General features: G+C 71.5%; 23 protein-coding genes. 11 read left to right on the forward strand and 12 right to left on the reverse strand.

The annotated features are described in order from the left end of the window. Positions 1-14 precede the first annotated feature (14 nt). Positions 15-809, reverse strand: coding sequence for an adenosylcobinamide-GDP ribazoletransferase (locus tag ACF088_RS32880; protein WP_392379531.1), 795 nt, complete (start codon positions 807-809; stop codon positions 15-17). Positions 810-924: 115 nt separating this feature from the next. Between ACF088_RS32880 and ACF088_RS32885 the strand changes: the two genes are divergently transcribed. Further along, the gene (locus tag ACF088_RS32885) at positions 925-1662 is read left to right on the forward strand and encodes a hypothetical protein (protein WP_392379532.1); all 738 of its coding nucleotides are present in this window, start codon (positions 925-927) and stop codon (positions 1660-1662) included. Here ACF088_RS32885 and ACF088_RS32890 read toward each other — a convergent pair. The 5 genes from ACF088_RS32890 to ACF088_RS32910 form a co-directional block, all read right to left on the reverse strand. Further along, positions 1637-2437, reverse strand: coding sequence for a hypothetical protein (locus tag ACF088_RS32890; protein ID WP_392379533.1), 801 nt, complete (start codon positions 2435-2437; stop codon positions 1637-1639). The two genes, ACF088_RS32885 and ACF088_RS32890, sit on opposite strands and share 26 nt — an antisense overlap. After that, positions 2434-4200, reverse strand: a complete 1767-nt coding sequence (locus tag ACF088_RS32895; protein WP_392379534.1) for a phosphatidylglycerol lysyltransferase domain-containing protein — start codon at positions 4198-4200, stop codon at positions 2434-2436. The genes ACF088_RS32890 and ACF088_RS32895 overlap by 4 nt, the downstream gene beginning before the upstream one ends. A gap of 144 nt (positions 4201-4344) precedes the next feature. After that, positions 4345-5391: a nicotinate-nucleotide--dimethylbenzimidazole phosphoribosyltransferase gene (gene cobT / locus ACF088_RS32900; RefSeq protein ID WP_392379535.1), complete on the reverse strand. Its 1047-nt coding sequence runs from the start codon at positions 5389-5391 to the stop codon at positions 4345-4347. A 21-nt stretch (positions 5392-5412) separates the two neighbouring features. Next, a complete protein-coding gene (locus tag ACF088_RS32905) occupies positions 5413-6174 on the reverse strand; it encodes a class I SAM-dependent methyltransferase (RefSeq protein WP_392379536.1) in 762 nt (253 codons plus the stop codon). Positions 6175-6236: 62 nt separating this feature from the next. Then, positions 6237-7601, reverse strand: a complete 1365-nt coding sequence (locus ACF088_RS32910) for a bifunctional adenosylcobinamide kinase/adenosylcobinamide-phosphate guanylyltransferase (protein ID WP_392379537.1) — start codon at positions 7599-7601, stop codon at positions 6237-6239. A gap of 167 nt (positions 7602-7768) precedes the next feature. Here ACF088_RS32910 and ACF088_RS32915 point away from each other — a divergent pair, with 167 nt between their 5' ends. Beyond that, the gene (locus ACF088_RS32915; RefSeq protein ID WP_392379538.1) at positions 7769-7984 is read left to right on the forward strand and encodes a hypothetical protein; all 216 of its coding nucleotides are present in this window, start codon (positions 7769-7771) and stop codon (positions 7982-7984) included. Positions 7985-8202: 218 nt separating this feature from the next. On the opposite strand, the gene ACF088_RS32920 is transcribed toward ACF088_RS32915, so the two are convergent. Further along, positions 8203-8799: a DUF3043 domain-containing protein gene (locus ACF088_RS32920; RefSeq protein WP_392379539.1), complete on the reverse strand. Its 597-nt coding sequence runs from the start codon at positions 8797-8799 to the stop codon at positions 8203-8205. A 336-nt stretch (positions 8800-9135) separates the two neighbouring features. Here ACF088_RS32920 and ACF088_RS32925 point away from each other — a divergent pair, with 336 nt between their 5' ends. The 6 genes from ACF088_RS32925 (at position 9136) to ACF088_RS32950 (ending at position 17113) form a co-directional block, all read left to right on the forward strand. After that, positions 9136-9933 carry a PspA/IM30 family protein gene (locus ACF088_RS32925; protein WP_359459407.1) on the forward strand — a complete coding sequence of 266 codons (798 nt, stop codon included), beginning with the start codon at positions 9136-9138 and terminating at the stop codon, positions 9931-9933. A 57-nt stretch (positions 9934-9990) separates the two neighbouring features. Next, a complete protein-coding gene (locus tag ACF088_RS32930) occupies positions 9991-10269 on the forward strand; it encodes a hypothetical protein (protein ID WP_392379540.1) in 279 nt (92 codons plus the stop codon). A gap of 116 nt (positions 10270-10385) precedes the next feature. Next, positions 10386-11687, forward strand: a complete 1302-nt coding sequence (locus ACF088_RS32935) for a sensor histidine kinase (RefSeq protein ID WP_392379541.1) — start codon at positions 10386-10388, stop codon at positions 11685-11687. Beyond that, complete coding sequence (locus tag ACF088_RS32940; RefSeq protein ID WP_392379542.1) at positions 11684-12370, forward strand: response regulator; 687 nt, start codon at positions 11684-11686, stop codon at positions 12368-12370. The genes ACF088_RS32935 and ACF088_RS32940 overlap by 4 nt, the downstream gene beginning before the upstream one ends. Positions 12371-12521: 151 nt before the next feature. Next, entirely contained in the window at positions 12522-15719 is a 3198-nt protein-coding gene (locus tag ACF088_RS32945) for an efflux RND transporter permease subunit (RefSeq protein ID WP_392379543.1), read from the forward strand. A gap of 308 nt (positions 15720-16027) precedes the next feature. Further along, positions 16028-17113, forward strand: a complete 1086-nt coding sequence (locus ACF088_RS32950; protein WP_392379544.1) for a methyltransferase domain-containing protein — start codon at positions 16028-16030, stop codon at positions 17111-17113. A gap of 45 nt (positions 17114-17158) precedes the next feature. On the opposite strand, the gene ACF088_RS32955 is transcribed toward ACF088_RS32950, so the two are convergent. The 3 genes from ACF088_RS32955 to ACF088_RS32965 form a co-directional block, all read right to left on the reverse strand. Further along, positions 17159-17362: a DUF397 domain-containing protein gene (locus ACF088_RS32955; protein WP_392379545.1), complete on the reverse strand. Its 204-nt coding sequence runs from the start codon at positions 17360-17362 to the stop codon at positions 17159-17161. A gap of 114 nt (positions 17363-17476) precedes the next feature. Continuing rightward, positions 17477-17680 (reverse strand): DUF397 domain-containing protein, encoded by a 204-nt coding sequence (locus ACF088_RS32960; RefSeq protein ID WP_392379546.1) that lies wholly within the window; start codon positions 17678-17680, stop codon positions 17477-17479. After that, positions 17659-18504, reverse strand: coding sequence for a helix-turn-helix domain-containing protein (locus ACF088_RS32965; protein ID WP_392379547.1), 846 nt, complete (start codon positions 18502-18504; stop codon positions 17659-17661). The genes ACF088_RS32960 and ACF088_RS32965 overlap by 22 nt, the downstream gene beginning before the upstream one ends. Positions 18505-18632: 128 nt before the next feature. Here ACF088_RS32965 and ACF088_RS32970 point away from each other — a divergent pair, with 128 nt between their 5' ends. Both ACF088_RS32970 and ACF088_RS32975 read left to right on the forward strand, forming a co-directional pair. After that, positions 18633-19007 carry a hypothetical protein gene (locus ACF088_RS32970; RefSeq protein WP_392379548.1) on the forward strand — a complete coding sequence of 125 codons (375 nt, stop codon included), beginning with the start codon at positions 18633-18635 and terminating at the stop codon, positions 19005-19007. Between the two features lie 211 nt (positions 19008-19218). Next, on the forward strand, positions 19219-19665 hold the full coding sequence (locus ACF088_RS32975; protein ID WP_392379549.1) for a DUF4430 domain-containing protein: 447 nt from the start codon (positions 19219-19221) through the stop codon (positions 19663-19665). 564 nt (positions 19666-20229) lie between these two features. On the opposite strand, the gene nadA is transcribed toward ACF088_RS32975, so the two are convergent. Next, positions 20230-21429, reverse strand: a complete 1200-nt coding sequence (gene nadA, locus ACF088_RS32980; protein ID WP_392379550.1) for a quinolinate synthase NadA — start codon at positions 21427-21429, stop codon at positions 20230-20232. Between the two features lie 359 nt (positions 21430-21788). Between nadA and erpA the strand changes: the two genes are divergently transcribed. Continuing rightward, positions 21789-22142 carry an iron-sulfur cluster insertion protein ErpA gene (gene erpA / locus ACF088_RS32985; RefSeq protein WP_030256738.1) on the forward strand — a complete coding sequence of 118 codons (354 nt, stop codon included), beginning with the start codon at positions 21789-21791 and terminating at the stop codon, positions 22140-22142. Positions 22143-22336: 194 nt separating this feature from the next. On the opposite strand, the gene ACF088_RS32990 is transcribed toward erpA, so the two are convergent. Next, positions 22337-23869, reverse strand: a complete 1533-nt coding sequence (locus tag ACF088_RS32990; RefSeq protein WP_392379551.1) for a hypothetical protein — start codon at positions 23867-23869, stop codon at positions 22337-22339. Positions 23870-23961: the final 92 nt, after the last annotated feature.

Genomic DNA, 23961 nt, shown 5'->3' on the forward strand with positions numbered 1-23961 from the left:
GCGTCGGCCGGGAGCTACCCGAGGGTCAGCGCCACCACTGCCGTGAGCCCCGCGCTCTCCGCGAGCGCCCCGAACACATCGCCGGTCACCCCGCCGAACCGCCGCCGGCAGTGCCGCAGCAGCAGCTCGCCCAGCCCGAGGCCGAGCAGCGCCGCGAGCCCGGCGTGCAGTGCGCCGTACGCACCGAACGCGGCGCCGGCGAACGCGCATCCGGCAACCACCGCCCCCGCGCACAGCAGCGCCGCCCGCACCGGGACGGCGCCCGCGACCGCCGCACCGAGTCCCTCCGGACGGGCGGCCTCCACCCCCGTACGGGAGGCGAGGGTCAGTGCGCCACGCGCGGTGACCGCCGCAACGGCCGCCGCGACGGCGCCGCGTGCCCAGCCGTCCGCATACAGCGCCTCCAGCGCGGCCACCTGGGCCAGTAGGGCGAACAGCAGTGTGATCACCCCGAACGGGCCGATATCGGACTGCTTCATGATGCGCAGCGCCCCCTCGGCGGGCTTACCGCTGCCCAGCCCGTCGGCGGTGTCGGCGAGCCCGTCCAGATGCAGCCCGCGGGTGAGCACGGCGGGCACCACCGCGGTGGCGACCGCGGCGAGCAGCGGACCGCCGCCGAGCAGCAGCAGCGCCGCGCCGAGCGCGGCCGCGCACAGCCCGACCACCAGGCCGGCCAGCGGCGCACAGAGCATGCCGCCGCGCGCCGCCTCCCGGTCCCAGCGGGTGACGCGCACCGGCAGCACGGTCAGCGTCCCGAAGGCGAAGCGCAGGGCGTCGAGGGGGGCCGGGGGAGCGGGGGTGTCGGTCACCGCGGCAGGCTATCCGGGCGTACGCCACGTTCGACCGCCGGTCCGGACCGTCACCCGTCAAACCGGGGCGCATGGTGGTGAAGTGTCCCTACCCGACAAATGGGGAGCGTGTGGGATGGGCCACTGGTGGTACCGCAATATCGTCGAGCCGGGGAAGCTGCCGCTGCTGCTCGCGCTCGCCTCGTTCGTGCTGACCTTCCTCGTCACCCGGGCCGTCACCCGGCTCATCCGCGCGGGCAAGGGGCCGTTCCGCAACATCACCCCGGGCGGCGTCCACATCCACCACGTCGTGCCCGGGGTGATCCTGATGGTCCTCGGCGGTTTCATCGCCCTCGCGGGCGGCCGGCGCGGATTCGGTTCCGGTGTCGCTGCGGTGCTCTTCGGTATCGGCGTGGGCCTCGTCCTCGACGAGTTCGCGCTGATCCTCCACCTCGACGATGTGTACTGGACCCAGGAGGGGACGAAGAGCGTCGAGATCGTCATCCTCACGGTGGCCCTGGTGGCCCTGATCCTCAGCGGCTTCCTGCCGTTCGGCGTCAATGAAATCGGCTCGGAGGAGAGCACCGACCGCTTCACCGTCGTGCGGACCGTGGCCGTCAACTTCCTCTTCGCGCTCATCGCGCTCACCAAGGGCAAGGGCCGGATCGCGGTCATCGGGGTCTTCGTGCCGTTCGTCGCGCTCTTCGGCGCGGTCCGGCTGGCCCGCCCCAACTCGCCCTGGGCCAGGCGCTTCTACCGCACCCGCCCGAAGGCGCGGGCCCGTGCCCGGGTCCGCGCCTACCGCCACGACCGCCGCTGGTCGGCGCTGCGCCGCAAGGTCGAGCATGTCATCGGGGGTGCTCCCAGCCGCTGACCCGCGAGGCGTCCCCCCGCTTGCGCGACCGCCCCAGCTCCCCCAGCGCGCACACCATCAGCACTGCCAGCACCGCCGCGACATGCTCCTTGCCCGCCAGGTTGTTCTTGATGGACACCACCTCGACGACCATCGCCACGACGACCGCGGCACAGGTGAACCACGCGCGATAGCGCCAGCACACGAACACCGCCAGCCCCACCACGGCCGCCGAGGGCCCGGTGTCGATGACGTACTTGTCCGAGTCGGGCAGCCCTATGGGGCTCAGCGGGCCGATCCAGATGCCGATCCGCGCGTACATCGTCCCGGCCAGCGTGGCGACATAGGCGACCAGCAGTGTCTGCCGCCGGCCCACACAGATCTCCGCGACCCCGAAGACCACCAGGATCTGTGCCAGCGCCCCCCACACCGGAAGGTCCAGCGCGGGGACGAACAGCGACAGGGGGGTGCGCAGCAGCGCCAACCACAGATGTTCCCAGGCCTGTACGGAGCCGATGTTCTGGACCGCCCGATAGCCCCAGGCCTGGTTCTGCACGAAGTGGAGGGCCAGGGTCAGACACACCGCGGTGAGCGTCAGCGGAATCGCCCGCAGCTTGGCGGTGACCAGCGAGGACCGGACCGTCCGCAGGAGCGGGCCCCACTCGCCGCGCGCGCTGCGGCGCAGGGCGGACATCTCCCGCACGCCCGGCGCGGGTTCGTCCCGCCGCGCGGGCACCGGCCCCTTCCGCCGCCCCGGCACCGGCCCCTCCCGCCGCCCCGCCCCAGCAGAGCTCATCCCGCATTCTCCAGGTGCTTGCGGTTCAGCCACTTGGGCAGACCGGGTGCTTCCAGAAAGCCTTCCGCACGGCCGGCGGCGATTCCGATCCGCAGCAAATCGGTGCTCTTTTCGAAGAGCATGTACCGCGGTTCCCAGATCGGCCGGTACTTCGCATTGGCGCGATAGAGCGATTCGATCTGCCACCACCGGGAGAAGAAGCTGAGCAGTGAGCGCCACAGGCGCAGCACCGGGCCCGCGCCGAGCCGCGATCCACGTTCGAAGACGGAACGGAACATCGCGAAGTTCAGTGAGAGCTGAGTGACCTCCACCTCTTTCGCCCGCTGGATCAACTCCAGCACCATGAACTCCATCAGACCGTTCTCGGAGTTCCGGTCCCGCCGCATCAGATCCAGCGAGAGGCCCTTTTCGCCCCAGGGCACAAAGCTGAGCAGCGCCCGCAGCTCGCCCGCTTCCTCCCCCGCGCCGCCGTCGCGGCATTCGAGCATCACGCAGCGCCCGTCGCCCGGGTCGCCGAGCCGGCCCAGCGCCATCGAGAAACCGCGCTCGGTCTCCCCGTCGCGCCAGTCGTCGGCCAGCCGCAGCAACTGCGCCATCTCCGGTGCCGGGATGTCCTCGTGGCGCCGGATACGGACGGTGTAGCCGGCCCGCTCGACGCGGTGGTAGGCCTGCCGTACGGTGCGCATCGCGCGGCCGCCGAGGGTGAACTCCGCGGTGTCCACGATCGCTTCGTCGCCCAGCTCCAGCGCGTCCAGACCGTGCCGGGCGTAGATCGTGCCGCCCTCCTCGCTCGCGCCCATCACCGCAGGCGCCCAGCCGTGCTCCCGTGCCTCGGCCAGCCACACCTCGATCGCTCCGGGCCAGGCCTCGGGGTCCCCCAGCGGATCGCCGGAGGCCAACGAGACCCCGCCCACGACGCGGTAGGTGACCGCCGCCTTGCCGCTGGGGGAGAACAGCACGCTCTTGTCGCGGCGCAGCGCGAAGTAGCCCAGCGAGTCACGGTCGCCGTGCCGCGCGAGGAGGGCGCGCAGCCGCTCCTCGTCGTCCTCGGTGATCGCCTCGGTGCTGCGTACGGACCGGAACGCCGCCCACAGGATCGCGACCAGCAGCAGCGTGCTGAGCACATTGATCGTGACATTGACCCAGTTCGGGGTGGCGATCTCCGGGAACGCACGGTCGTCGGCGGCCAGCGACACCAGCCGCATCAGGCCGTAGCGCCAGCGCTGCACAAACGTCGAGGCACCGTCCCCTGCGGTGTTGGTGACGGTCACCAGCAGCGCCGCCAGCAGCGAGGCGGCCAGCAGACCGCCCGCCGCGACCGTCGCCGCCAGCTTCGGGTTCGCGCGGTCGCCCTTCGCGGAGAACTCACGGCGCCCCACCACCAGCGCCGCGGCGAACACCACGGTCACCACCAGCGACACCCAGTTCTGCGCATGCCCGCGGAACTCCGGGGCCACCACCATCCCGAATCCGAAGAGCAGTGCCAGCAGCCCGGAAAGCACCAGATTCAAAATCCAGGCCGCCCGCTTGCGCCGCCGCAGGGTCACCGACAAGAAGAGCGAGAAGGCGCCGGAGGCGAACCCCGCCGTCAGCAGATACGGAGTGAAGAATTCCGCAATGTTGTGCCGGCGGATGTCATTGCCGAACGACACCCATACCGCGCTCAGCAGATTGATGAAGGTGACCGTGCGCAGATACCAGATGCCGAATGCGGCACCGCGCTGTGACCACGTGCCGCGAGGGCGGTCTTCGTCCGGACTCAAGCGATGTCTCCCATAAAACGTGTAAAGCGCGATCTTATGGGGAGCCGCCGGCGGTCCGGTACGGGCATGACGTGGTGAGCGCCCGGGCCGGGCGCTCGTCCGCTCGCTTCCTACGGCGGCCGGCCGGGGTGGTCCGGCGCCGGGTCAGTCGCGTACGGGCAGTTCTGCCGCCAGGGCCGCGGCCGCCTGCACCAATGGCAGGGCCAGCAGCGCCCCGGTTCCCTCGCCAGCAGTGACGCCGTGGTCCAGCAAAGGGTTGAGTGCGATCCGGTCCAGCGCCTTGGCCTGCGCCGGTTCCCCGCTCGCCTGTCCGGCCACCCACCAGTCCGGCGCCCGGAACGCCACCCGCTGCGCCACCAGCGCACAGGCCGCCGAGACCACCCCGTCCAGGATCACCGGAGTCCGGCGCACCGCGCTCTGCAGCAGGAAGCCGGTCATCGCGGTCAGATCCGCGCCGCCGACCGTGGCCAGCAGCTCCAGCTGGTCGCCGAGCACCGGACGGGCCCGCCGCAGCGCGTCGCGGATCGCCGCGCACTTGCGCATCCAGGCCAGATCGTCGATGGGGGCGCCGCCCCGCCCGGTGACCACCGAGGCGTCCGTGCCGCACAGCGCGGCGATCAGCGTGCTCGCGGCGGTCGTCCCGCCGACGCTCAGATCGCCCAGCACCACCAGATCGGTGCCCGCGTCCGCCTCCTCGTCCGCGACGGCCATCCCGGCCCGGAACGCCGCCTCGGCCTCCTCGGCCGTCAGCGCGTCCTCGATGTCGATCCGTCCCGAACCGCGCCGCACCCGGTGCCGGGTGACGTCCCCGGGCAGCTCCTGTGGGTCGCAGTCCACCGCCAGATCCACCACCCGCAGCTGCGCCCCGGCACCCCGGGCCAGCACCGCGGCCGGGCTCGCCCCGTCCAGCACGGCCCGTACGAGATCCCTGGTGCCGCCGGCCGGCCGGGCCGACACCCCCAGCTCCGCCACCCCGTGATCGCCCGCGAACAGCAGCACCCGCGGCCGCTCGACGGGCCGCACCGGTACCTGCTGCCGCGCGGCGGCCAGCCACTCACCCAGCTCGTCGAGGCGGCCGAGCGCGCCCGGCGGCACGGCCAGCCGTGCCCGCCGCTCCTCGGCGTCACGGCGCGCACCGCCATCGGGGCGCTCGATCAGGTGGGCGAAGTCGTCGAGGTTCAAGGCGCTCATTGGGCGCAGATTACCGTCAACTCACCGCTGACGAAGCGCGCCGGGGGGAACGGGCCGATGCGAACCGGCCGGGGCGAACCGGACCTCGCACACCAGCGGCGTCAGCTCGCGCAGCACCGGGACGCGCCGCCCGCGCCAGAGCAGCCGGGACAGCAGGCCGCCCGCCGCCGCGCCGCCCGGCGCAGCCGGCTCCGGGCCGATTTCGCGCACCGCGACGATGCCCGGGTGCAGGCAGGCCACCCGCGGCAGTTGGGTACGGTCCAGCCCCCAGCGCGGGGCCGGCCACCGGCCGCCGGCCGCGGCGGCCCGCCGGGCCAGCGCGGTCGCCCGACGAGGCAGCGCGTCAAAGACCAGCACACCGCCGGGAAACCGCTCGGCGCACGCCGCCAGCAGCGCGCGCACCGCGGGCGGCGGCAGCCGCATCAGTACCCCGGGAGCCGTGACGACGACCCCGCGCCACGGCTCCCGCACCGCGTCCAGCCAGGCGTGATCGGTCACCGTACGGGCGACGGTCCGCCGCCGGGCGCCGTCCGGAAGCAGCATCCGGCGGGCCGCCGCGGTGTTCGGGGGCACCACCGTCAGCCAGGTCAGCCGCCCGTTGTCCAGCCGCCAGAAACCGGTGCCGAGCCCCTCGCCGAGCGCGACCACCGTCGCCTCCGGATGCCGTTCCAGATAGGCGCGCACGGCCGCGTCGAACAGCCGCCCGCGCCCTCGGGGCCCCCGGGCGGGCCCCGCTTTCCGCCCGGCCGGCGCTTCGGATTCGGTCCGCTCGGATTCGGTCACGGTTCAAGAGCACCCGGCGCCGCGCCCGCGGGCAAGCGGACACGGGCCCCGCCGGGCCGGTGTCATCCACGCAGCGCAAGCGCCTGGCCCGCGACGACCAGCAGCACCTGCTCGCACTCCGCACCGAACGCCGCGTTCAGCCGCCCCAGTTCGTCACGGAACCGACGGCCCGCCGGGGTCGCCGGGACGACCCCGGAACCGACCTCGTTGCTCACCGCCACCACCGTCCTGCGCGTCTCGCGCACCGCCGCCACCAGCGCATCGGTCCGCTTCCGCAGCGCCTGCCGGCCGCCGGCCTCCCAGGCCGCGTCGTCCCACGCCCCGACGTCGTCCATGACGTGCGTCAGCCACAGCGCCAGACAGTCGATCAGCAGCGGCGACGTCTCGGCCGGGCGGCCGGTGGCCGGGCCCGCACCGGGCTCGCCGGCTTCCTGGCCCGGCCCTGCACCTTCCGTGCCCGGCCCCGCGGCTTCCCGGCCGGGCCCCGCGGCTTCCGTGCCCGGCCCCGCGGCCCCCAGCAGCGGCAGCAGATCGCAGGTCTCGACGGTGCGCCAGCTGCTGGGGCGCCGCTCGCGGTGCAGCGAGACCCGCTGCGCCCAGTCCTGGTCGCCGTCCCGGGTCCCCCCGGTGGCCACGTACACCACATCGGGGAAGGCCGCGAGCCGCCGCTCCGCCTCCACCGACTTGCCGCTGCGCGCCCCGCCCAGCACCAGGGTCCGCCGCGGCAGATCCGGCACCGCGTGAAACTCGCCGACCACCAGCGTGCTGCCGTCCGCCACCGCGCGGGCCCCCACCGCCGCCAGTCTGCGGTGCAGTTCGGGCCCCGGCGGCACGCCGTGGTCGAGGTGTACCGCGACCACATCCGTCGCCGCGTCGACCGCGCCGCTCGCCCGTAGCCTGGCCAGCGCATCGGGCCGCTCCAGTACGTCGAGCAGCACCAGGTCGTAGGGACCGGTGCCGCCGGCGCCCTCGGCACTGCCGCCCGCCGCCCGGCCGTTCCCGTTGCCCAGTCCGGCCGGCGCCGCGCCCGGCGGCAGATACAGCAGCCGCTCGCCGCTCGCGCCGGAGATCTCATAGCCGGTACCGGGGATGTCCACCGCGACGGCGCGCACCCGGTGCCCGTCGAGCAGCGCCAGCTCCCGCCCGTCCGCGACCCGGCCCGGCTGCGGCAGCCCGGCCGGCACCTCCATCACCGGGCCGTCGTGCGGATGGGAGAGCAGCACCTGCCGTACGCCCGCCAGGGACTGCCCGGCACGGGCGGCCGCAAAGGCCGGGCCCGGCGTCAGGTCGATCATCAGCGCGCCGTCGACGAGCAGCGCGGTCGCCGCCCGCGCCTCGTCGCCGACGGCGGTCGCACAGGCGGCACACGGGCAGCCGGGGCGCGGCAGCCCCTGCGGGGCCCCGGTGCCGAGGAGAGTCACATCCACACCGCCGAGTTTCTCGCGTCCGCGCCGGGCGGGCGCGGCGGGGGCGGACTCGACACGGCCGTTAGGCTGCCGATCAGCACGCAAGCACGGCACCGGGGGTGCGTCAGGAAGCGCCCCGGTGGCACAGATTCGTACTCTTCGTACTCGGTGGGATCCAGGAGGCGCACATGGCGTGGACGTGGCGGTTCGAGAAGGCCGATGGTTCGGAGACGGCGCCGGCCGTGCAACCGGAGGAGTTCACCACCCAGGGCGACGCGGAGTCCTGGATCGGCGAGGAGTGGAAGGCCCTCCTCGAAGGCGGTGTCGACCAGGTCAGGCTCTTCGAGGACGGCACCGAGATCTACGCCGCCCCGATGAGTCTGCACGCGGCCGCCGAGGGCTGAGACCCGACGACGCGGCGGGGCCGGCCCCGTACGACGGCCGGGCGTACGACTGCCGGGCCGGGCGCCCCCGCACGCGCCGGCCGGCGCCGAAACGACGCTTGGCCGGGCCCGAACGGGCCCGGCCAAGCGTCAAAAACCATCCCGCCGCGACGGTGCGCAGCCACGACGGCGAGGGACCGGCGGAACAGGGGACGGGCCCGGCCACCGGGTACGGCGCACTACGGCCGCTGGCCGCGCTTCACCTGCGGCTTCGGCAGCCGCAGCCGCCGCATCTGCAGCGTCCGCATCACCGCGTACGGCTTCACGCCCTTGAGGTTCTCGTTCGGGAAGCGCTCCTCCAGCCGCTTGCCCAGACGGAACCAGATCAGGACCGAGTCGAGCACGATCAGCACGATGATCACGAGCCACAGCAGCAGCGCGATGCTCTGGATCGAGGGCACCCTGATCATGGTGAGCACCAGGATCACCACGGCCATCGGCAGGAAGAACTCGGCGACGGCCCAGCGGGAGTCGACGTAGTCCCGCGCGAACCGGCGCACCGGTCCCTTGTCACGCACCGGCAGATACCGCTCGTCGCCGCTGGCCATCGCCTCGCGCTGGCGGGCCATGTCGACTCGGCGGGCCTCGCGCTGGGCCTTCGCCGCGTCCTTGCGGTTCGTGGGCGTATGCGCACGGGAGCGGCGCTGCGACTGGGACTCGCTGCGTTTGGGCGTCGGGCGGCCCTTGGGGGCCTGCGGATCGCGGGGCTGCTGGGGCTGGTCCGCGGTCACCTTGGCGGTCGCGGCCTGCTCATCCTTCGAACGGCTTCGGAACACAAGGCCCAAGGGTACGTGGTCGCCGCGGCTGAGCCGTGGTCCGACGGGGCACGATCCGGCAACGGCGCCCGCGGCACCCGCGCCCGACCGGTCCGGAGCCCGGGTCCCACCGGGCCGGAACCCCTGCCCTACCGGGACAGAGCGGACATCGCGCGGCTTGTCCGGACTCTCCCTACTCCTTGCGCGGGAGAAGAACGGGTCCCGATCGTCCTGGAGGAGGAGCGCATCAGGGCGCGAACAGTGCGGTAATGGAACCAGGGCCCGTACTGTGGGGTCTGTAGATGTGCTGGAGCCTAAGCCCGAGGTGACTCGGTCAGAAGGGGGCGCGCGAGGCCCATGAGCGATGGTGTCATGAAGCGGATGGGGATGATCTTCCGCGCGAAGGCCAACAAGGCCCTGGACCGGGCCGAAGACCCGCGCGAAACCCTCGACTACTCGTACCAGAAGCAGCTGGAGCTGCTGCAGAAGGTACGCCGCGGCGTCGCCGACGTGGCGACCTCCCGCAAGCGCCTGGAGCTGCAGCTCAACCAGCTCCAGGGCCAGTCGTCCAAGCTGGAGGACCAGGGCCGCAAGGCGCTGGCCCTCGGCCGCGAGGACCTGGCCCGCGAGGCGCTGAGCCGGCGCAGCGCGCTGCAGCAGCAGGTCACCGACCTGGAGACGCAGCACCAGACGCTGCAGGGCGAGGAGGAGAAGCTCACGCTGGCCGCGCAGCGGCTGCAGGCCAAGGTCGACGCCTTCCGTACGAAGAAGGAGACGATCAAGGCCACCTATACGGCCGCCCAGGCCCAGACCCGGATCGGCGAGGCCTTCTCCGGCATCTCCGAGGAGATGGGCGACGTCGGCATGGCCATCCAGCGTGCGGAGGACAAGACCGCGCAGCTGCAGGCCAGGGCCGGTGCCCTCGACGAGCTGATGGCGTCCGGCGCGCTGGACGACCCGACCGGCATGGCCAAGGACGACATCACGGCCGAGCTGGACCGGCTCTCCGGCGGCAGCGATGTCGAGCTGGAGCTGCAGCGGATGAAGGCCGAGCTCGCGGGAGGCTCGTCCGGCCAGCAGGCCATCGAGGGCGGTCAGAACGGCGGGGCACAGTCCGCCCCGCAGCAGGACCGGCCGCGTTTCGACAAGCAGTGACGGCCGGCGGCGGATAGCCTCGCCGGAGAGCGTCGGACCGGACCAAGGGAGACCGTCGTGATCGTACGGATCATGGGGGAGGGCCAGGTGAAGCTGGACGATGCCCACTTCGCCGAGCTCAACAAACTGGACGATGAGCTGCTCGCCGAGATGGAGAGCAACGACGAAGCAGGTTTCCAGCGCACTCTCGATGCCCTGCTGGACGCGGTGCGCCGACTCGGCACACCGCTTCCCGACGATGCCCTCGAACCGTCCGAACTCATCCTGCCGTCCGCGGACGCCTCCCTCGAAGAGGTCCGGGAGATGCTCAGCGACGACGGCCTCATCCCGGGCTGAGCCGCGGTCCGGTCCCGGTCCCGGGCTGAGCCGCGGTCCGGTTCCGGTCCGGTCACTCCACTCCAGCGCACAGCGCCCCGGCCCCTCGGTGGGCCGGGGCGCTACCGTTTGCTCTTGTGAGCCTCCTCGACCCCCGCCCGGACGCGCCCCGCGCCGGCCGCTTCCAGTGGCACCGGGCACATCCGCTCGCCTTCGACACATTCCTGGCGGTGTCCGTCTTCGCGTGCGTCCTGTGCGGTGCGGTGGCCGACCCGCACGGTCCGCACGGCCCGCGGTTCGGCGCTCACCACCTGTCCGCCACGACCGTGGTGGCGGCCGCGCTGGCCTGCGCCGCCCTGCTCCTGCGCCGCCGGCTGCCCCGTACCGTCCTGGCCGTCACCGGCGCCTGCACCATCGCCGAGCTGCTCGCCCGCTCCAGTGACCCGCGCGCCCCCGTGGCCGCCTCCGCGGTGATCGCCCTCTACAGCCTGGCCTCGCGCACCGACCGGCCCACCACCTGGCGGATCGGCGCGCTGACCGTCGTCGTGCTGACCGCCGCCGCGATGCTCTACGGCCCCCGTCCCTGGTACGCGCAGGAGAACATCGCGATCTTCGCCTGGACGGGCATGGCCGCGGCCGCCGGCGATGCGGTCCGCAGCCGCCGCGCCTTCGTCGACGCCATCCGTGAGCGCGCCGAACGCGCCGAGCGCACCCGCGAGGAGGAGGCCCGGCGCCGGGTCGCCGAGGAGCGCCTGCGGATCGCCCGTGAGCTGCACGATGTCGTCGCCCACCACATCGCCCTGGTCAATGTGCAGGCCGGGGTCGCCTCGCACGTCATGGACAACCGCCCCGACCAGGCCAAACAGGCGCTGGCGCACGTCCGCGAGGCGTCCCGCTCGGCGCTGGAGGAACTCCGCGCCACGGTCGGTCTGTTGCGGCAGTCCGACGACCCCAAGGCGCCGACCGAGCCCGCGCCCGGCCTCGGCGTCCTCGACCAGCTCGTCGACGGGTTCGTCCGCGCCGGGATCCCCGTCGATCTGGAGGTCCCGCACGCGCCCTGCCCGCTGCCCGCCTCCGTCGACCTCACCGCCTACCGCGTGGTCCAGGAAGCGCTCACCAACGTCCACAAGCACGCCGGCGAGGGGGCCCGCGCCACGGTGCGAATCCTCCACTCCGAGACCGCGCTGACCGTGACCGTCCTGGACGACGGGGCGGGCCGGGCCGGCATCCCGCGGCAGAAGGGCGGCGACCGGCCGGCCGTGGAGCCCGGCGGACCCGGCGAGCCGGAGGACAGCGGCGGCGGCCATGGCCTGATCGGGATGCGCGAGCGGGTCTTCGCGCTGCGCGGCACGGTCGTGACCGGCCCGCGCGCGGCCGGCGGTTTCCAGGTGCGGGTCACCCTTCCGCTGCACACCGTCCGTACGGGGGAGTCAAAATGACGATCAAGGTGCTGCTCGCCGACGACCAGACGCTGCTGCGCAGCGCCTTCAGGGTGCTGGTCGACTCCGAACCGGACATGGAGGTGGTGGCGGAGGCCTCCGACGGCGCCCAGGCGTACGAGCTGACCCGGGCGAAGCGTCCCGATGTCGTCCTGATGGACATCCGGATGCCCGGTGTGGACGGCCTGGCGGCCACTCGCATGATCAGCGAGGACCCGGAGCTCACCAACGTCCGGGTGGTCATCCTGACGACCTTCGAGGTCGACGACTACGTGGTGCAGTCGCTGCGGGCCGGTGCCAGCGGCTTCCTGGGCAAGGGCGCCGAGCCGGACGAGATGCTGGGCGCGATCCGGATCGCGGCGGCCGGCGAGGCGCTGCTGTCGCCCGTCGCGACCAAGGGCCTGATCGCCAAGTTCCTTGCGCAGGGCGGCAGCACGGGGGACGGCGGCCCCGGCAGCCGGGGCGCCGAGCGGCTGGCGACGCTGACCGGCCGCGAACGGGAGGTGCTGACCCTGGTGGCCGGCGGGCTGTCCAACGACGAGATCGCCGAGCAGCTCGCGGTCAGCCCGCTCACCGTCAAGACGCATGTGAACCGCGCGATGGCCAAACTGGGCGCCCGCGACCGTTCCCAGCTGGTGGTCATCGCGTACGAGTCCGGACTCGTACGCCCACGGGTGCAGTGAAGGTGGAGCGGCCCGTACTCCCAACGCGGTACGGGCACCGGCCGGAAACCGACCTGCGAGCGAGGAAAACCGGCCAGGGCATGGCGGAAGGTGTATGTGGGCCCGGGAAAGGCCCCGCCGACCGTTTCAGAACAGAAGAGAGACCCCACCCATGTCCTGGCTGTCCCGACTCAGCCTCGTACAACGGGGCCTGATAGCGCTGATGTCGATCGTGGCGATCGCCTTCGGCGCCATCGCGATCCCGCAGCTCAAGCAGCAGCTCCTGCCGTCCATCGAACTCCCGATGGTGTCCGTGATGGCCCCCTACCAGGGCGCCTCCCCCGAGGTCATCGAGAAGCAGGTGATCGAGCCGATCGAGGACGGTGTCCAGGCGGTCGACGGCATCAAGAGCGTCACCTCGACCTCCAGCGAGGGCTCGGGCGTCATCATGGCGCAGTTCGACTACGGCAATGACTCCAAGCGCCTGGTCGCCGATGTCCAGCAGGCCGTGAACCGCGCCCGCGCCAAGCTGCCCGACGACGTCGACCCGCAGGTGGTGTCCGGCTCGACCGACGACATCCCCACCGTGGTCCTGGCCGTCTCCTCCGGCTCCAAGGACCAGCAGACGCTGGCCGACCAGCTCAACCGCAGCGTCGTGCCGGACCTGAAGAACATCGACGGCGTCAGCCAGGTCAGCCTGGACGGCGTCCAGGACCGGATCGTCGCGGTCACCCCCGACGACAAGAAGCTCGCCGCCGCCGGGCTGAACTCCCAGGCGCTGGGCCAGGCGCTGGAGGCCGGCGGTACGTCGGTGCCCGCCGGTTCGTTCGCCGAAGCCGGGCAGAGCAAGACCGTGCAGGTCGGGGCGGGGTTCACCACCGTCAAGCAGATCCGGGACCTCTCGATCGCGCCGTCCCCGGCAGCCGGTGACTCCGGTGCGGGCGCGAGTGCGGGCGCGAGCACCGGCCGCCCGGCCGGTCCGGTCCGCCTCGGCGATGTCGCCACCGTCAAGGAGCAGGCCGCCACCCCCACCTCGATCACCCGCACCGACGGCAGGCCCAGCCTCGCCCTCAGGGTGACGATGGACCAGGACGGCAGCGCGGTCGCGATCTCCGACGCGGTCAAGGACAAGCTCCCGAAGATCCGTCAGGACCTGGGCAAGGGCACCGAGGTCACGGTCGCCTCCGACCAGGGCCCGGCGGTCTCCAAGTCGATAGAGTCGCTGACCACCGAGGGCCTGCTCGGCCTCGCCATGGCGGTCATCGTCATCCTCGTCTTCCTGCTCAGCCTGCGCTCGACGCTGGTCACCGCGGTCTCCATCCCGCTCTCGGTCGTCATCACCCTGATCGTGCTGTGGACCGGGGACCTCTCCCTGAACATGCTCACCCTCGGCGCGCTGACCATTGCGATCGGCCGCGTCGTCGACGACTCCATCGTCGTCCTGGAGAACATCAAGCGGCACCTGGGCTACGGCGAGGAGCGCCGCGAGGCCATCCTCTCCGCCGTCAAGGAGGTCTCCGGAGCGATCACCTCCTCCACCCTCACCACGGTCGCGGTGTTCCTGCCGATCGGTGTGGTCGGCGGCATGGTGGGCGCCCTCTTCGGCTCCTTCTCCCTGACCGTCACCGTCGCCCTGCTGTCCTCCTTGATCGTCTCCCTGACGGTCGTACCGGTCCTCTCGTTCTGGTTCCTGCGCGCCCCGCAGATCCCCGAGGGCACCACCCCGGACGACCTGCGCCGCCAGGCCGAGGAGAAGGAGACCAAGAGCCCGCTGCAGCGCCTCTACGTCCCCGTCCTGCGGTTCGCGACCCGCCGCCGGGTCACCAGCCTGGTCATCGCCGTCGTCGTCCTCCTCGCCACCTTCGCCATGGGCCCGCTGCTGAAGACCAACCTCTTCGACCAGGGCGACCAGGACACCCTCACCGTCAAGCAGGAGCTCAAGCCCGGCACCAGCCTGGAAGCGGCCGACAAGCAGGCCAAGAAGGTCGAGAAGCTGCTCGCGGCCAACGACGACCTCGCCGACTACCAGGTCACCGTCGGCTCCTCCGGCTTGATGGCGGCCTTCGGCGGCGGCACCGGCGCCAATCAGGCCTCCTACCAGCTCAAGCTGAAGGACGCCGCGGACTCCGGCAAGGTCACCGACGACCTGCGGGCCGGTCTCGACAAGCTCGGTCCGTCCATCGGCGACACCACCGTCACCGCGGGCGGCGGCGGCTTCGGCAGCCAGGACCTGAGCGTGGTCGTCAAGGCCGCGGACGGCGAGGTCCTGAAGAAGGCCAGTGAGCAGGTCCGCAAGACCGTCGCCGGCCTCGACGGCGTCACCGACGTCCAGAGCGATCTCGCCCAGAGCGTGCCGCGGATCTCCGTGAAGCCCAACGACAAGGCGGCCGCGGCCGGCTACAACCAGACCACCCTCGGCGGTGCGGTCGCCCAGGCGGTGCGCGGCACCACCAGCGGCAAGGCCGTCCTGGACGACACCGAGCGCGACATCGTGATCAAGTCGGCCCACCCGGCCACCACCGTGGCCGAGTTGAAGAACCTGGCCGTGCCGACCCCGGCGGGCCCGGCCAAGCTCGGCACGCTCGCCACCGTGCAGACCGTCCCCGGCCCGGTCCAGATGACCCGGATCGACGGGGCCCGTTCGGCGACCATCACCGCCAAGCCGACCGGCGACAACACCGGCGCGGTCAGCACCACACTGCAGAGCAAGATCAACGCCCTGAAGCTGCCCGACGGCGCCACCGCCGAGATCGGCGGTGTCTCCCAGGACCAGACCGATGCGTTCTCCTCGCTGGGCCTGGCGATGCTGGCGGCCATCGCCATCGTCTTCATGCTCCTGGTCGGCACCTTCCGCTCGCTGATCCAGCCGCTGATCCTGCTGGTCTCGATCCCCTTCGCGGCGACCGGCGCGATCGGCCTGCTGGTCGCCACCGGCACCCCGCTGGGTGTCCCGGCAATGATCGGCATGCTGATGCTGATCGGCATCGTGGTCACCAACGCCATCGTGCTGATCGACCTGATCAACCAGTACCGGTCGCAGGGTTACGGCGTCGTCGAAGCGGTCATCGAGGGCGGCCGCCACCGGCTGCGCCCGATCCTGATGACGGCGCTGGCCACGATCATGGCGCTGCTCCCGATGGCGCTCTCCATCACCGGTGACGGCGGCTTCATCTCCCAGCCGCTCGCCGTGGTCGTGATCGGCGGTCTGATCACCTCCACCCTGCTCACCCTCCTCCTCGTCCCGACGCTCTACGCGATGATCGAGCTCCGCAAGGAGCGCCGGGCGAAGAAGAAGGCCGCGAAGCGGTCCGCCAAGGACGGTTCGCAGCCCGAGGAGACCGACCGCACACCGGAGCCGGCGAGCGTCTGACGCCGGCGAGCGTGTGACGCCGGCGTTGAGGGTCTGACGCCGACGACGAGGCGACGCCGACGGTGACGCCACCGATGAGGTGACGCAGAAACGATGCCCCCGCAAGCCGGTGCTTGCGGGGGCATCGTGCTGGGCATCTCCGTCCCGGGGGTCGACACGCCCCCGCACCGACGAAGGGGGAGCACGATGGGCAAGCACGGGGACGGCAAGGGCGGCGAGGAGGGCGACAAGCAGCAGAGCCCGAAGGAATCCGACGGCCGGTGGACCAAGCCGGTGACCGATCCGCCGAAGAAGTAGGGGGCGGCGCGATGTCCTCGCCGGGCCGACTGGTGGAAATCCTGCGCAACAAGGGCGAGTTGGCCCCGGAATGGGCCCCGACGGTCGCCGCCGTCGACCGCGCGCACTTCGTACCGGACACCTTCGAGGTGGCCGACCGCACGGTCTCCCGCTCCGCGGACGAGGCGGAGTGGCGCCGGATGGTCTACGCCGACCTTCCCCTCATCACCCAGCACAACGACGGCCGGCGCGTGGCGGGCGAGGTGGCCTTTCCCACCTGCTCGACGTCCATGCCCTCCCTCATGCTGGCGATGGCCGCGGCCGTCCGGGACGGCGACGCGGTACTGGAGATCGGCACCGGCACCGGCTACCACGCCGCCTGGCTCGCCCACCGGCTCGGCGGGGACCGTACGACCACGATCGAGACCGACAAGGCCCTGCACGACATCGCCCGGGACAACCTGGCCCGGGCGGGCCTGCACCCGCACATGGAGTGCGGCGACGGCCTCGCGGGCGTCCCCGGGCGGGCCCGCTTCGACCGGATCATCGCGACCTGCACGGTCCGCGACATCCCCTACGCCTGGGTGGAGCAGACCGCACCGGACGGCACGATCCTCACCCCGTGGGGCTCGTCGTTCCACTCCTACTCGTTCGCCACCCTGACGGTCCGCGACGGGCGGGCCACCGGCGGCTTCTCCGGCCGCCCGGCCTTCATGTGGGCCCGTCAGCAGCGCCGCTCCTACGGCCGCATCAGGGACTGGTATCACGGCGAGGAGGGCGCACACTCCACGACCACGCTCGACCCCCGGGTGCTGGAGGACGATCTGCACGCCCGCTTCGCCGTCGGACTGCGGGTGCGGGACGCCTGGCCGCTGCTGTGCCACGCCGACGACGGCAGCGACGAGGCCACGTACTGGCTCTTCGACGACGCCCGCAGCTCCTGGGCCACCGTCGAATACGTCCCCGGCCGTGCGGTGTACGACACGGAACAGCACGGCCCGCGCCGCCTGTGGGACGAGGTCGAGTGCGCCTACCGCGCCTGGCAGGCACAGGGCAGCCCGTCCCGGGACCGCTACCGCATCACCGTCACCGCTGACGGGCAGCGCGTGTCGTTGTGACCGGGCCCGTCCCGACGGCGTACCGGGACGGGCCGAACGGCACGCCTAGCCTTGCTGCTTGAGGGAGTCCACGAACTCGGTCCAGGCCACGGCCGGGACGAGGAGAGCGGGGCCGTGGGGGTTCTTGCTGTCGCGTACGGGGACGAGGCCGGGGAAGTCGTCGGCGACCTCGACGCAGCTCCCGCCATTGGTGTTGCTGTAGCTGCTCTTGCGCCAGCGGGCTGAGCTCAGCTCGGGGGCGTGTCGCATGGCGTGTGGTCCTCCTTGCGTTCTGAATCGGAATTTCTGATTCCACGAGGGGTGTCCGCATTGCCGTACTGCGGACCGTCCCGGTGGTGTGCCGGGACGGACTGAGCGGTGTGCCTAGCCCTGGTCCTTGAGGGAGTTCACGAAGGCGGTCCAGGCAGTGGCCGGGATGACGAGGGCAGGGCCGTGGGGGTTCTTGCTGTCGCGGACGGGGACGAGGCCGGGGAAGTCGTCGGCGACCTCGACGCAGCTTCCGCCGTTGGTGTTGCTGTAGCTGCTCTTGCGCCAGCGAGCCGCGCTCAACTCGGTTGTGTGTCGCATGGCTTGTAGTCCTCCATTGCCTTTCGGATCAGGTCCGCTGACTCCGCCAGTGAGAGGGCATTCGCACGCAGCACCTCGTACCGGCGCCGCCACTTCTTCACGGCTTCCGGACCCTCGTGGAGATGCGCGGTCTCGATGCCCTCTTCGTAGGCCATGGTGGAGCCGTCGGGAAGCGTCAGCAGATTCAGGGCGCCGCCCATCAGCGGGTACGGGCCCGCGCTGAAGGGCATGACCTGCACCTTACTGTCGGGAGTATCCACCTGTTCGAGCAGTCGAGCCAGTTGTTTGTGCATGCACTCCCTACCGCCCGCGTGCCGCCGGAGCACAGCCTCGTCGATGATCACCCATCGGTATGGCCGGGCGGCCGATTGCAGACGTTCCTGACGGGACATCCGGGCGTTGACACGCTCTTCGACCTGTTCCTTGGTCAAGTCCTCCTGGCAGCCCAGAGAGGCGCGGGCGTACTCCTTGGTCTGCAGCAGTCCGGGCACCGCCTGCGGTTCAAAGACCTCGATCACCTCCGCACGGGCCTCGAAGTCCATGAATCGCCGGTACTGATCCGGATGCGCCTCCCTCTTCGCCAGTTGGTACAGGCCGTGGAAGTGCTCCTCCGTGCCGAATGCCGCGTCGAGTGCGGCGGGTAGTTCCGGGGGTGGCATCAGCTCCGCCGCCTCGACGCGCGCCAGCGTGCTCTTGCCGAAGTTGACGATCTCCGCCAGCTGCACCAGCGAGAGCTTCGCGCGCTCGCGGTGGCGGCGCTGTTCGGCGCCGAAGAAGTGGCGCGCGGACAGGTACGGGGTCAGTTCCCTCGGCGTGAACTTCATAGCCGTCAGCTCTCGGTCGTCCCAGCTCAACAGGCGGACGGGGCACCCGCGTTGAGGCCATGTCCCACAGGGTCGCGATGGCGATACACACGGTAATGAGAAGGGTCGATTCGAAGGAAGCGAGCCATATGTTCGAGAGTTCGCCGCCGCGGTGTTCGCCTCCGCGGTTGCTGCCGTGGACCAGGTCGGACGGCGCCCCGTGCTATCTGAGCACGGACAACCCGGACAGCCCCCTTTCCCAGCTGGCCGACCATGCCGAGGACGAGCTGATCGAAGCCGCCGAGACCTTGCTGGACGAGACCGGGGTCCTGCCCGCCGTACGGGGCACGGGCCCCCGGGAGCTGTGCCCGACGGCCGCCGCACTCCACCGGGCGCTGCGGGACGTGTTGCGGATCGCGGTCAGCCGGGGTGACCGGCTGCCGGAGCCGTGCGACCACGGGGAGACCAGATTGTGCGAGGGGCGGACCTGCTGCCGGGCCTGCCGTCAGCAGATCTATCTGTAGCGCGGCAAAGCGGCAAAGCGGCAAAGCGGCAGAGCGCAGGGCTGCAGAGCCGTAGAGGAGTCCGTGACGATCCGTCTGCGGACCGGGCGGCACACGCACTTGGCGGCGCACGCAGGTGGCGGCGCACGCATTTGGCCGTGCATCTCTCGCCGATCGCGGGAGCCGGTGGTTTCGTGGCGGGTGGAGCTGGACCGACGAAAGGTGAGCAACCGTGCCGTCCGCGCTGGCCCGCAGGGCCACCCCCGTCATCGCGCTCGGGCTGGGCCTCGGCCTGGCTCTCGCGGTGCCGCCGCCCGCCCTCGCCTCCCCGGGAGGCGTCCGGGTCCGCGTCGGCGTCACCGGCGGCCCCTACACCGCCAGCGTGGGACTCGTCTTCACGGGACCGCGCACCCTCTTGGGCGGTTTCTACTGCGCCGCCGACGGCCTCGCGCCCACGCCCGTCACGGCCCTGGTCGACGCCGATGAGCAGTACGGCCTCGGCGGCGTAAAGGCGCGCTGGGACACCAAGGCCCAGGATTTCGTCGTCACCGAGATCCACGGCGACGCCGCCGAGGGCAAGAAGAAGTGGAACGCGTACGTGAACGAGGAGAAGATCAAGAAAGGCCCCTGCCACACCGCGATCAAGGACGGCGACAAGGTCCGCTGGACCCTGGAGTAGCCGCCCGGGCCACCGAGCCGAGCCGATGGCCCGTCCCCACTCTCGTTCACTTACTCACCCACGGGAGGGGACGGGCCGGAGGGGCCTGGTGTGTGGGCTTTGCTTCCGAAGGCTCCAGGAAAGAGCAAAAGCGGAGCGCAGCGGAGCGTAAAGCGAAGCAGTCCACACACCAGGCCCCGCAGGCCCGTCACGCACCCACAAGCCCCGCGCAGCGGACCCGCCCGCTGCTGGGGGTACCTCCCACGCCCCTTAGGTAGTGGGGGAGCAACGGCGAGCAGCCTCCACGGCGGGAAAGCCGAAAACGGGCCGAGGCAAAGCGCAGCGGACGGGCCCCGCGCAGCGGACCCGCCCGCTGCTGGGGGTACCTCCCACGCCCCTTAGGTAGTGGGGGAGCAACGGCGAGCAGCCTCCACGGCGGGAAAGCCGAAAACGGGCCGAGGCAAAGCGCAGCGGACGGGCCCCGCGCAGCGGACCCGCCCGCCGCTGGGGGTACCTCCCACGCCCCTTAGGCAGTGGGGGAGCAACGGGGCGAAACCCCCGCGGCGGGAAAGCCGAAAACGTGCGCTACGGCAACGCCAACATCCGCTCCAGCGCCAGCTTCGCGAAGCTCTCGGTCTCGCGGTCGACCTGGATGCGGTTGACGACCTTGCCGGCGGCGAGGGACTCCAGTGCCCACACGAGGTGGGGGAGGTCGATGCGGTTCATCGTCGAGCAGAAGCAGACCGTCTTGTCGAGGAAGACGATCTCCTTGTCCTCCGCGGCGAAGCGGTTGGCCAGCCGGCGGACCAGGTTCAGTTCGGTGCCGATGGCCCACTTCGAGCCGCGCGGGGCGGCCTCCAGCGCCTTGATGATGTACTCCGTCGAGCCGACGTAGTCCGCCGCCGCCACGACCTCGTGCTTGCACTCGGGGTGGACGAGGACATTGACGCCCGGGATACGCGCGCGCACGTCGTTCACGGACTCCAACGAGAAGCGGCCGTGTACCGAGCAGTGGCCGCGCCAGAGGATCATCTTTGCGGCCCGCAGCTCCTCGGCGGTCAGGCCGCCGTTCGGCTTGTGCGGGTTGTAGACCACGCAGTCGTCCAGGGACAGGCCCATGTCGCGGACGGCGGTGTTGCGGCCCAGGTGCTGGTCGGGCAGGAACAGCACCTTTGTCGAACCGGGCTCCCCCTGTCCGAACGCCCAGTCCAGCGCCCGCTTGGCATTGGAGGACGTACAGATCGTGCCACCGTGCTTGCCGGTGAAGGCTTTGATGTCGGCCGAGGAGTTCATGTACGAGACGGGGACGACCTGCTCGGCGACACCGGCCTCGGTGAGCACGTCCCAGCACTCGGCGACCTGCTCGGCGGTGGCCATATCGGCCATCGAGCACCCGGCGGCGAGGTCGGGGAGGATGACCTGCTGGTCGTCGCCGGTGAGGATGTCCGCGGACTCCGCCATGAAGTGCACACCGCAGAAGACGATGTACTCGGCGTCCGGCCGGGCGGCGGCGTCCCGCGCGAGCTTGAAGGAGTCGCCGGTCACATCGGCGAACTCGATGACCTCGTCGCGCTGGTAGTGGTGCCCGAGGACGAAGACCTTGTCCCCGAGCTTCGCCTTGGCCGCGCGGGCGCGCTCGACGAGGTCGGGGTCCGACGGGGCCGGCAGATCGCCGGGGCACTCCACACCGCGCTCGCTCTTCGGGTCGGCCTCACGGCCGAGGAGGAGCAGGGCCAGCGGGGTCGGCTGGACGTCCAGGGGCTGGGCGGTGGTCACAACACGCACCCTCTCTTTTCTTCGATGAGCGCGGCGCAGCCGCATCCGTGGGCGCCGGCGCGTGCACCGGGACCCTTTTCGTCTATATGACGCTATCTATCATAGCTGCTTCACGTCACTTTGACGATGGCCATCGTGTCGATGTGACGCATCAGCATCCGCTGCATCCGCCGTGTGCGGTCGGCCACGTGTTCCCGGCGGCCGGTGTGCGAGCATGAGGAGAGAACAAGGCGAGAGGCTCGCCCGGACGGTGTCCGGAAGGCAGCTTCTCGGCAATTCGCGCCCAGCCGGAATTAATCCGGGACGTCGCCGGTTGCAGCTGGTTGCATCCGATGACAAGCGGTCCGTACAACCCGGGAGAGATGTAGATGAGCGTTCAGGACGAGACCACCGTCAGCGACGGCATCATCCTGTCCGACGCGGCCGCGTCGAAGGTCAAGAGCCTGCTGGAGCAGGAAGGCCGGGAGGACCTCGCGCTGCGGGTGGCCGTTCAGCCCGGCGGCTGCTCCGGTCTGCGCTACCAGCTCTTCTTCGACGAGCGTTCGCTCGACGGCGATGTCGTCAAGGACTTCGACGGCGTCAAGGTCGTCACCGACCGGATGAGCGCCCCCTACCTGGGCGGTGCCTCCATCGACTTCGTCGACACCATCGAGAAGCAGGGCTTCACGATCGACAACCCGAACGCCACCGGCTCCTGCGCCTGCGGCGACTCCTTCAGCTAAAGCGCACGGGCTCCGGCTGAGGAGCACGGGTTCCGGCCGAGGAGCACCGGCTTCAGCCGGGGAGCACGGCAGCTCGCACGAAAGGCGGCGCCCCCCCGCGTGGGGGAGCGCCGCCTTTCGTTTTCCCGCGTCCGTGGGGCCTCGCCGCGGCGGTCCGTGCCGCTGTGCCGCCGGGGTGCCCGCACCGCGTCCGGTCACCGCTTGGGCACGGACTCACCGGTCGACACATCGACCACCTTCCGGCCGTCCAGCGGCTTCTGCAGCGTCACGGTCTTGGTGAACTCCTTGGCGATCTTCACGCAGACCTGGCCCGGCTTCTTGTCCTTGCCGACGACCTTGGTCTTCACGGTCGAACCGGATTCCTCGGCGCTCACCGAGTAGACGCTGCACACCCCGCCCCAGAAGTGCACCGTCAGCTTCTTGCCGCCGTCACCCACGTCGTACGACTCCAGCGCCATCGCCCCGGGCTTGCCGGACGGCTTCTTCGCGCTCGGCGACGCGCCGCCGCCCCGGTGGGCCAGATACTTCGGGTTCACCGCCGGGTGCGCAATCGTCGAGGTGTCGTCCGGGCCGCTGCCGGCGCCCGGCTCGCGCACCTTGTACAGCCACGACGGCACCAGTGCCTGCCCGCCGTCCACGTACTGCACCGAGAGCCCGAAGACGGCGCCGGTCACCTCCGACGGCTGCTGCGCCTTCGTCGGCGCCGGCTCGCACGGCGCTATCCCGCCGCCCTTGCCCCCCTTGTCGGCCGTGCCGTCCTTGCCGCCCTTGTCACCGGGCGTCGAGGGGCAGTCGGCCGGCTTGCGGCCCTCGCCCGAATTCAGCCGGTCCAGCGTCTTGCCGGCGTCCAGCACCGGATAGTCCGCGCCCTTGGCCGGATTCGCCAACTGGCCGCTGCCGCCGACCACCTGACCGTCCGAGCCGACCTGGAGATCGCTCTGCCAGCCGTACGTCGGCAGCCCGCCGAGCACCGGATTCGCGCTGACGATCCGCACCGCGCCGGACAGCCCGCCCGCATCGAGCCTGGCGTTCTCCTGGCCGAGCGCCTTCAGTACCGGCCGCACGGCCTGCTCGGCCTTCGCCGGCGACACCGCGCCCTTGCCGCTGCTGTCGTCCTCGGTCGTGATGTCCCCGCCACCGCGGTACGAGGGGCAGCCGGGCCGGCCCGACGGCGCCGCGCCGTCGGCCTGGTCCTTGCCGCCCTTCGGCGAGGCGGGCAGCGCACAGTTCGTGCCGCCCGGCGTGCCGTACTGCGAGTACGTCCAGGCGCCCGAACCGGACTTCTTCACCTCCAGGACGGGGCTGCGGGCGTCCCGCGTCAGCCCGCCGACCTTCCAGGAGGGGCCCTCCGAGCGGACCTTTCCGGACACATCCAGTGCCTTCGCCAGCCGTTCCACCGACGCGCGGCTGATCTCGCCCTGGGGGCGGTACACCGGCGCGGACGCCGGACCGCCGGGCAGCTTCTTCACCGCCCGGTACTTCGCGCCCTGGGGGTTGGGCTCGCCGGCCGCGATCGAACCGCCGCCGGTGTAGCCGTCGAGGGCCAGCGGCGGCGGGTCGCCCTTGGCCGCTGAACCTGCGCCCTCGTTGCTGGACGCGGACGAGACCCAGTACGCCGCGCCGCCCCCGGCGAGAAGTACCGCCGCGGCCATCGAGGCGACCACCACGGGGGTGCGCCGCCTGCGCTCCTTGGGGTTCGGGGTGTCGGTGGTGTCCTCGGTGTTCACCGCATCGCTCCTTCGGCTCCGCTGAACATCTGACGTGCCATCCTCCGTGAGGTGACGCCGATGGGACGGAGCGGGGGCCGATACGGTTCCGG

It is taken from the genome of Streptomyces sp. NPDC015125, assembly GCF_043080045.1.
Lineage (GTDB): Bacteria > Actinomycetota > Actinomycetes > Streptomycetales > Streptomycetaceae > Streptomyces.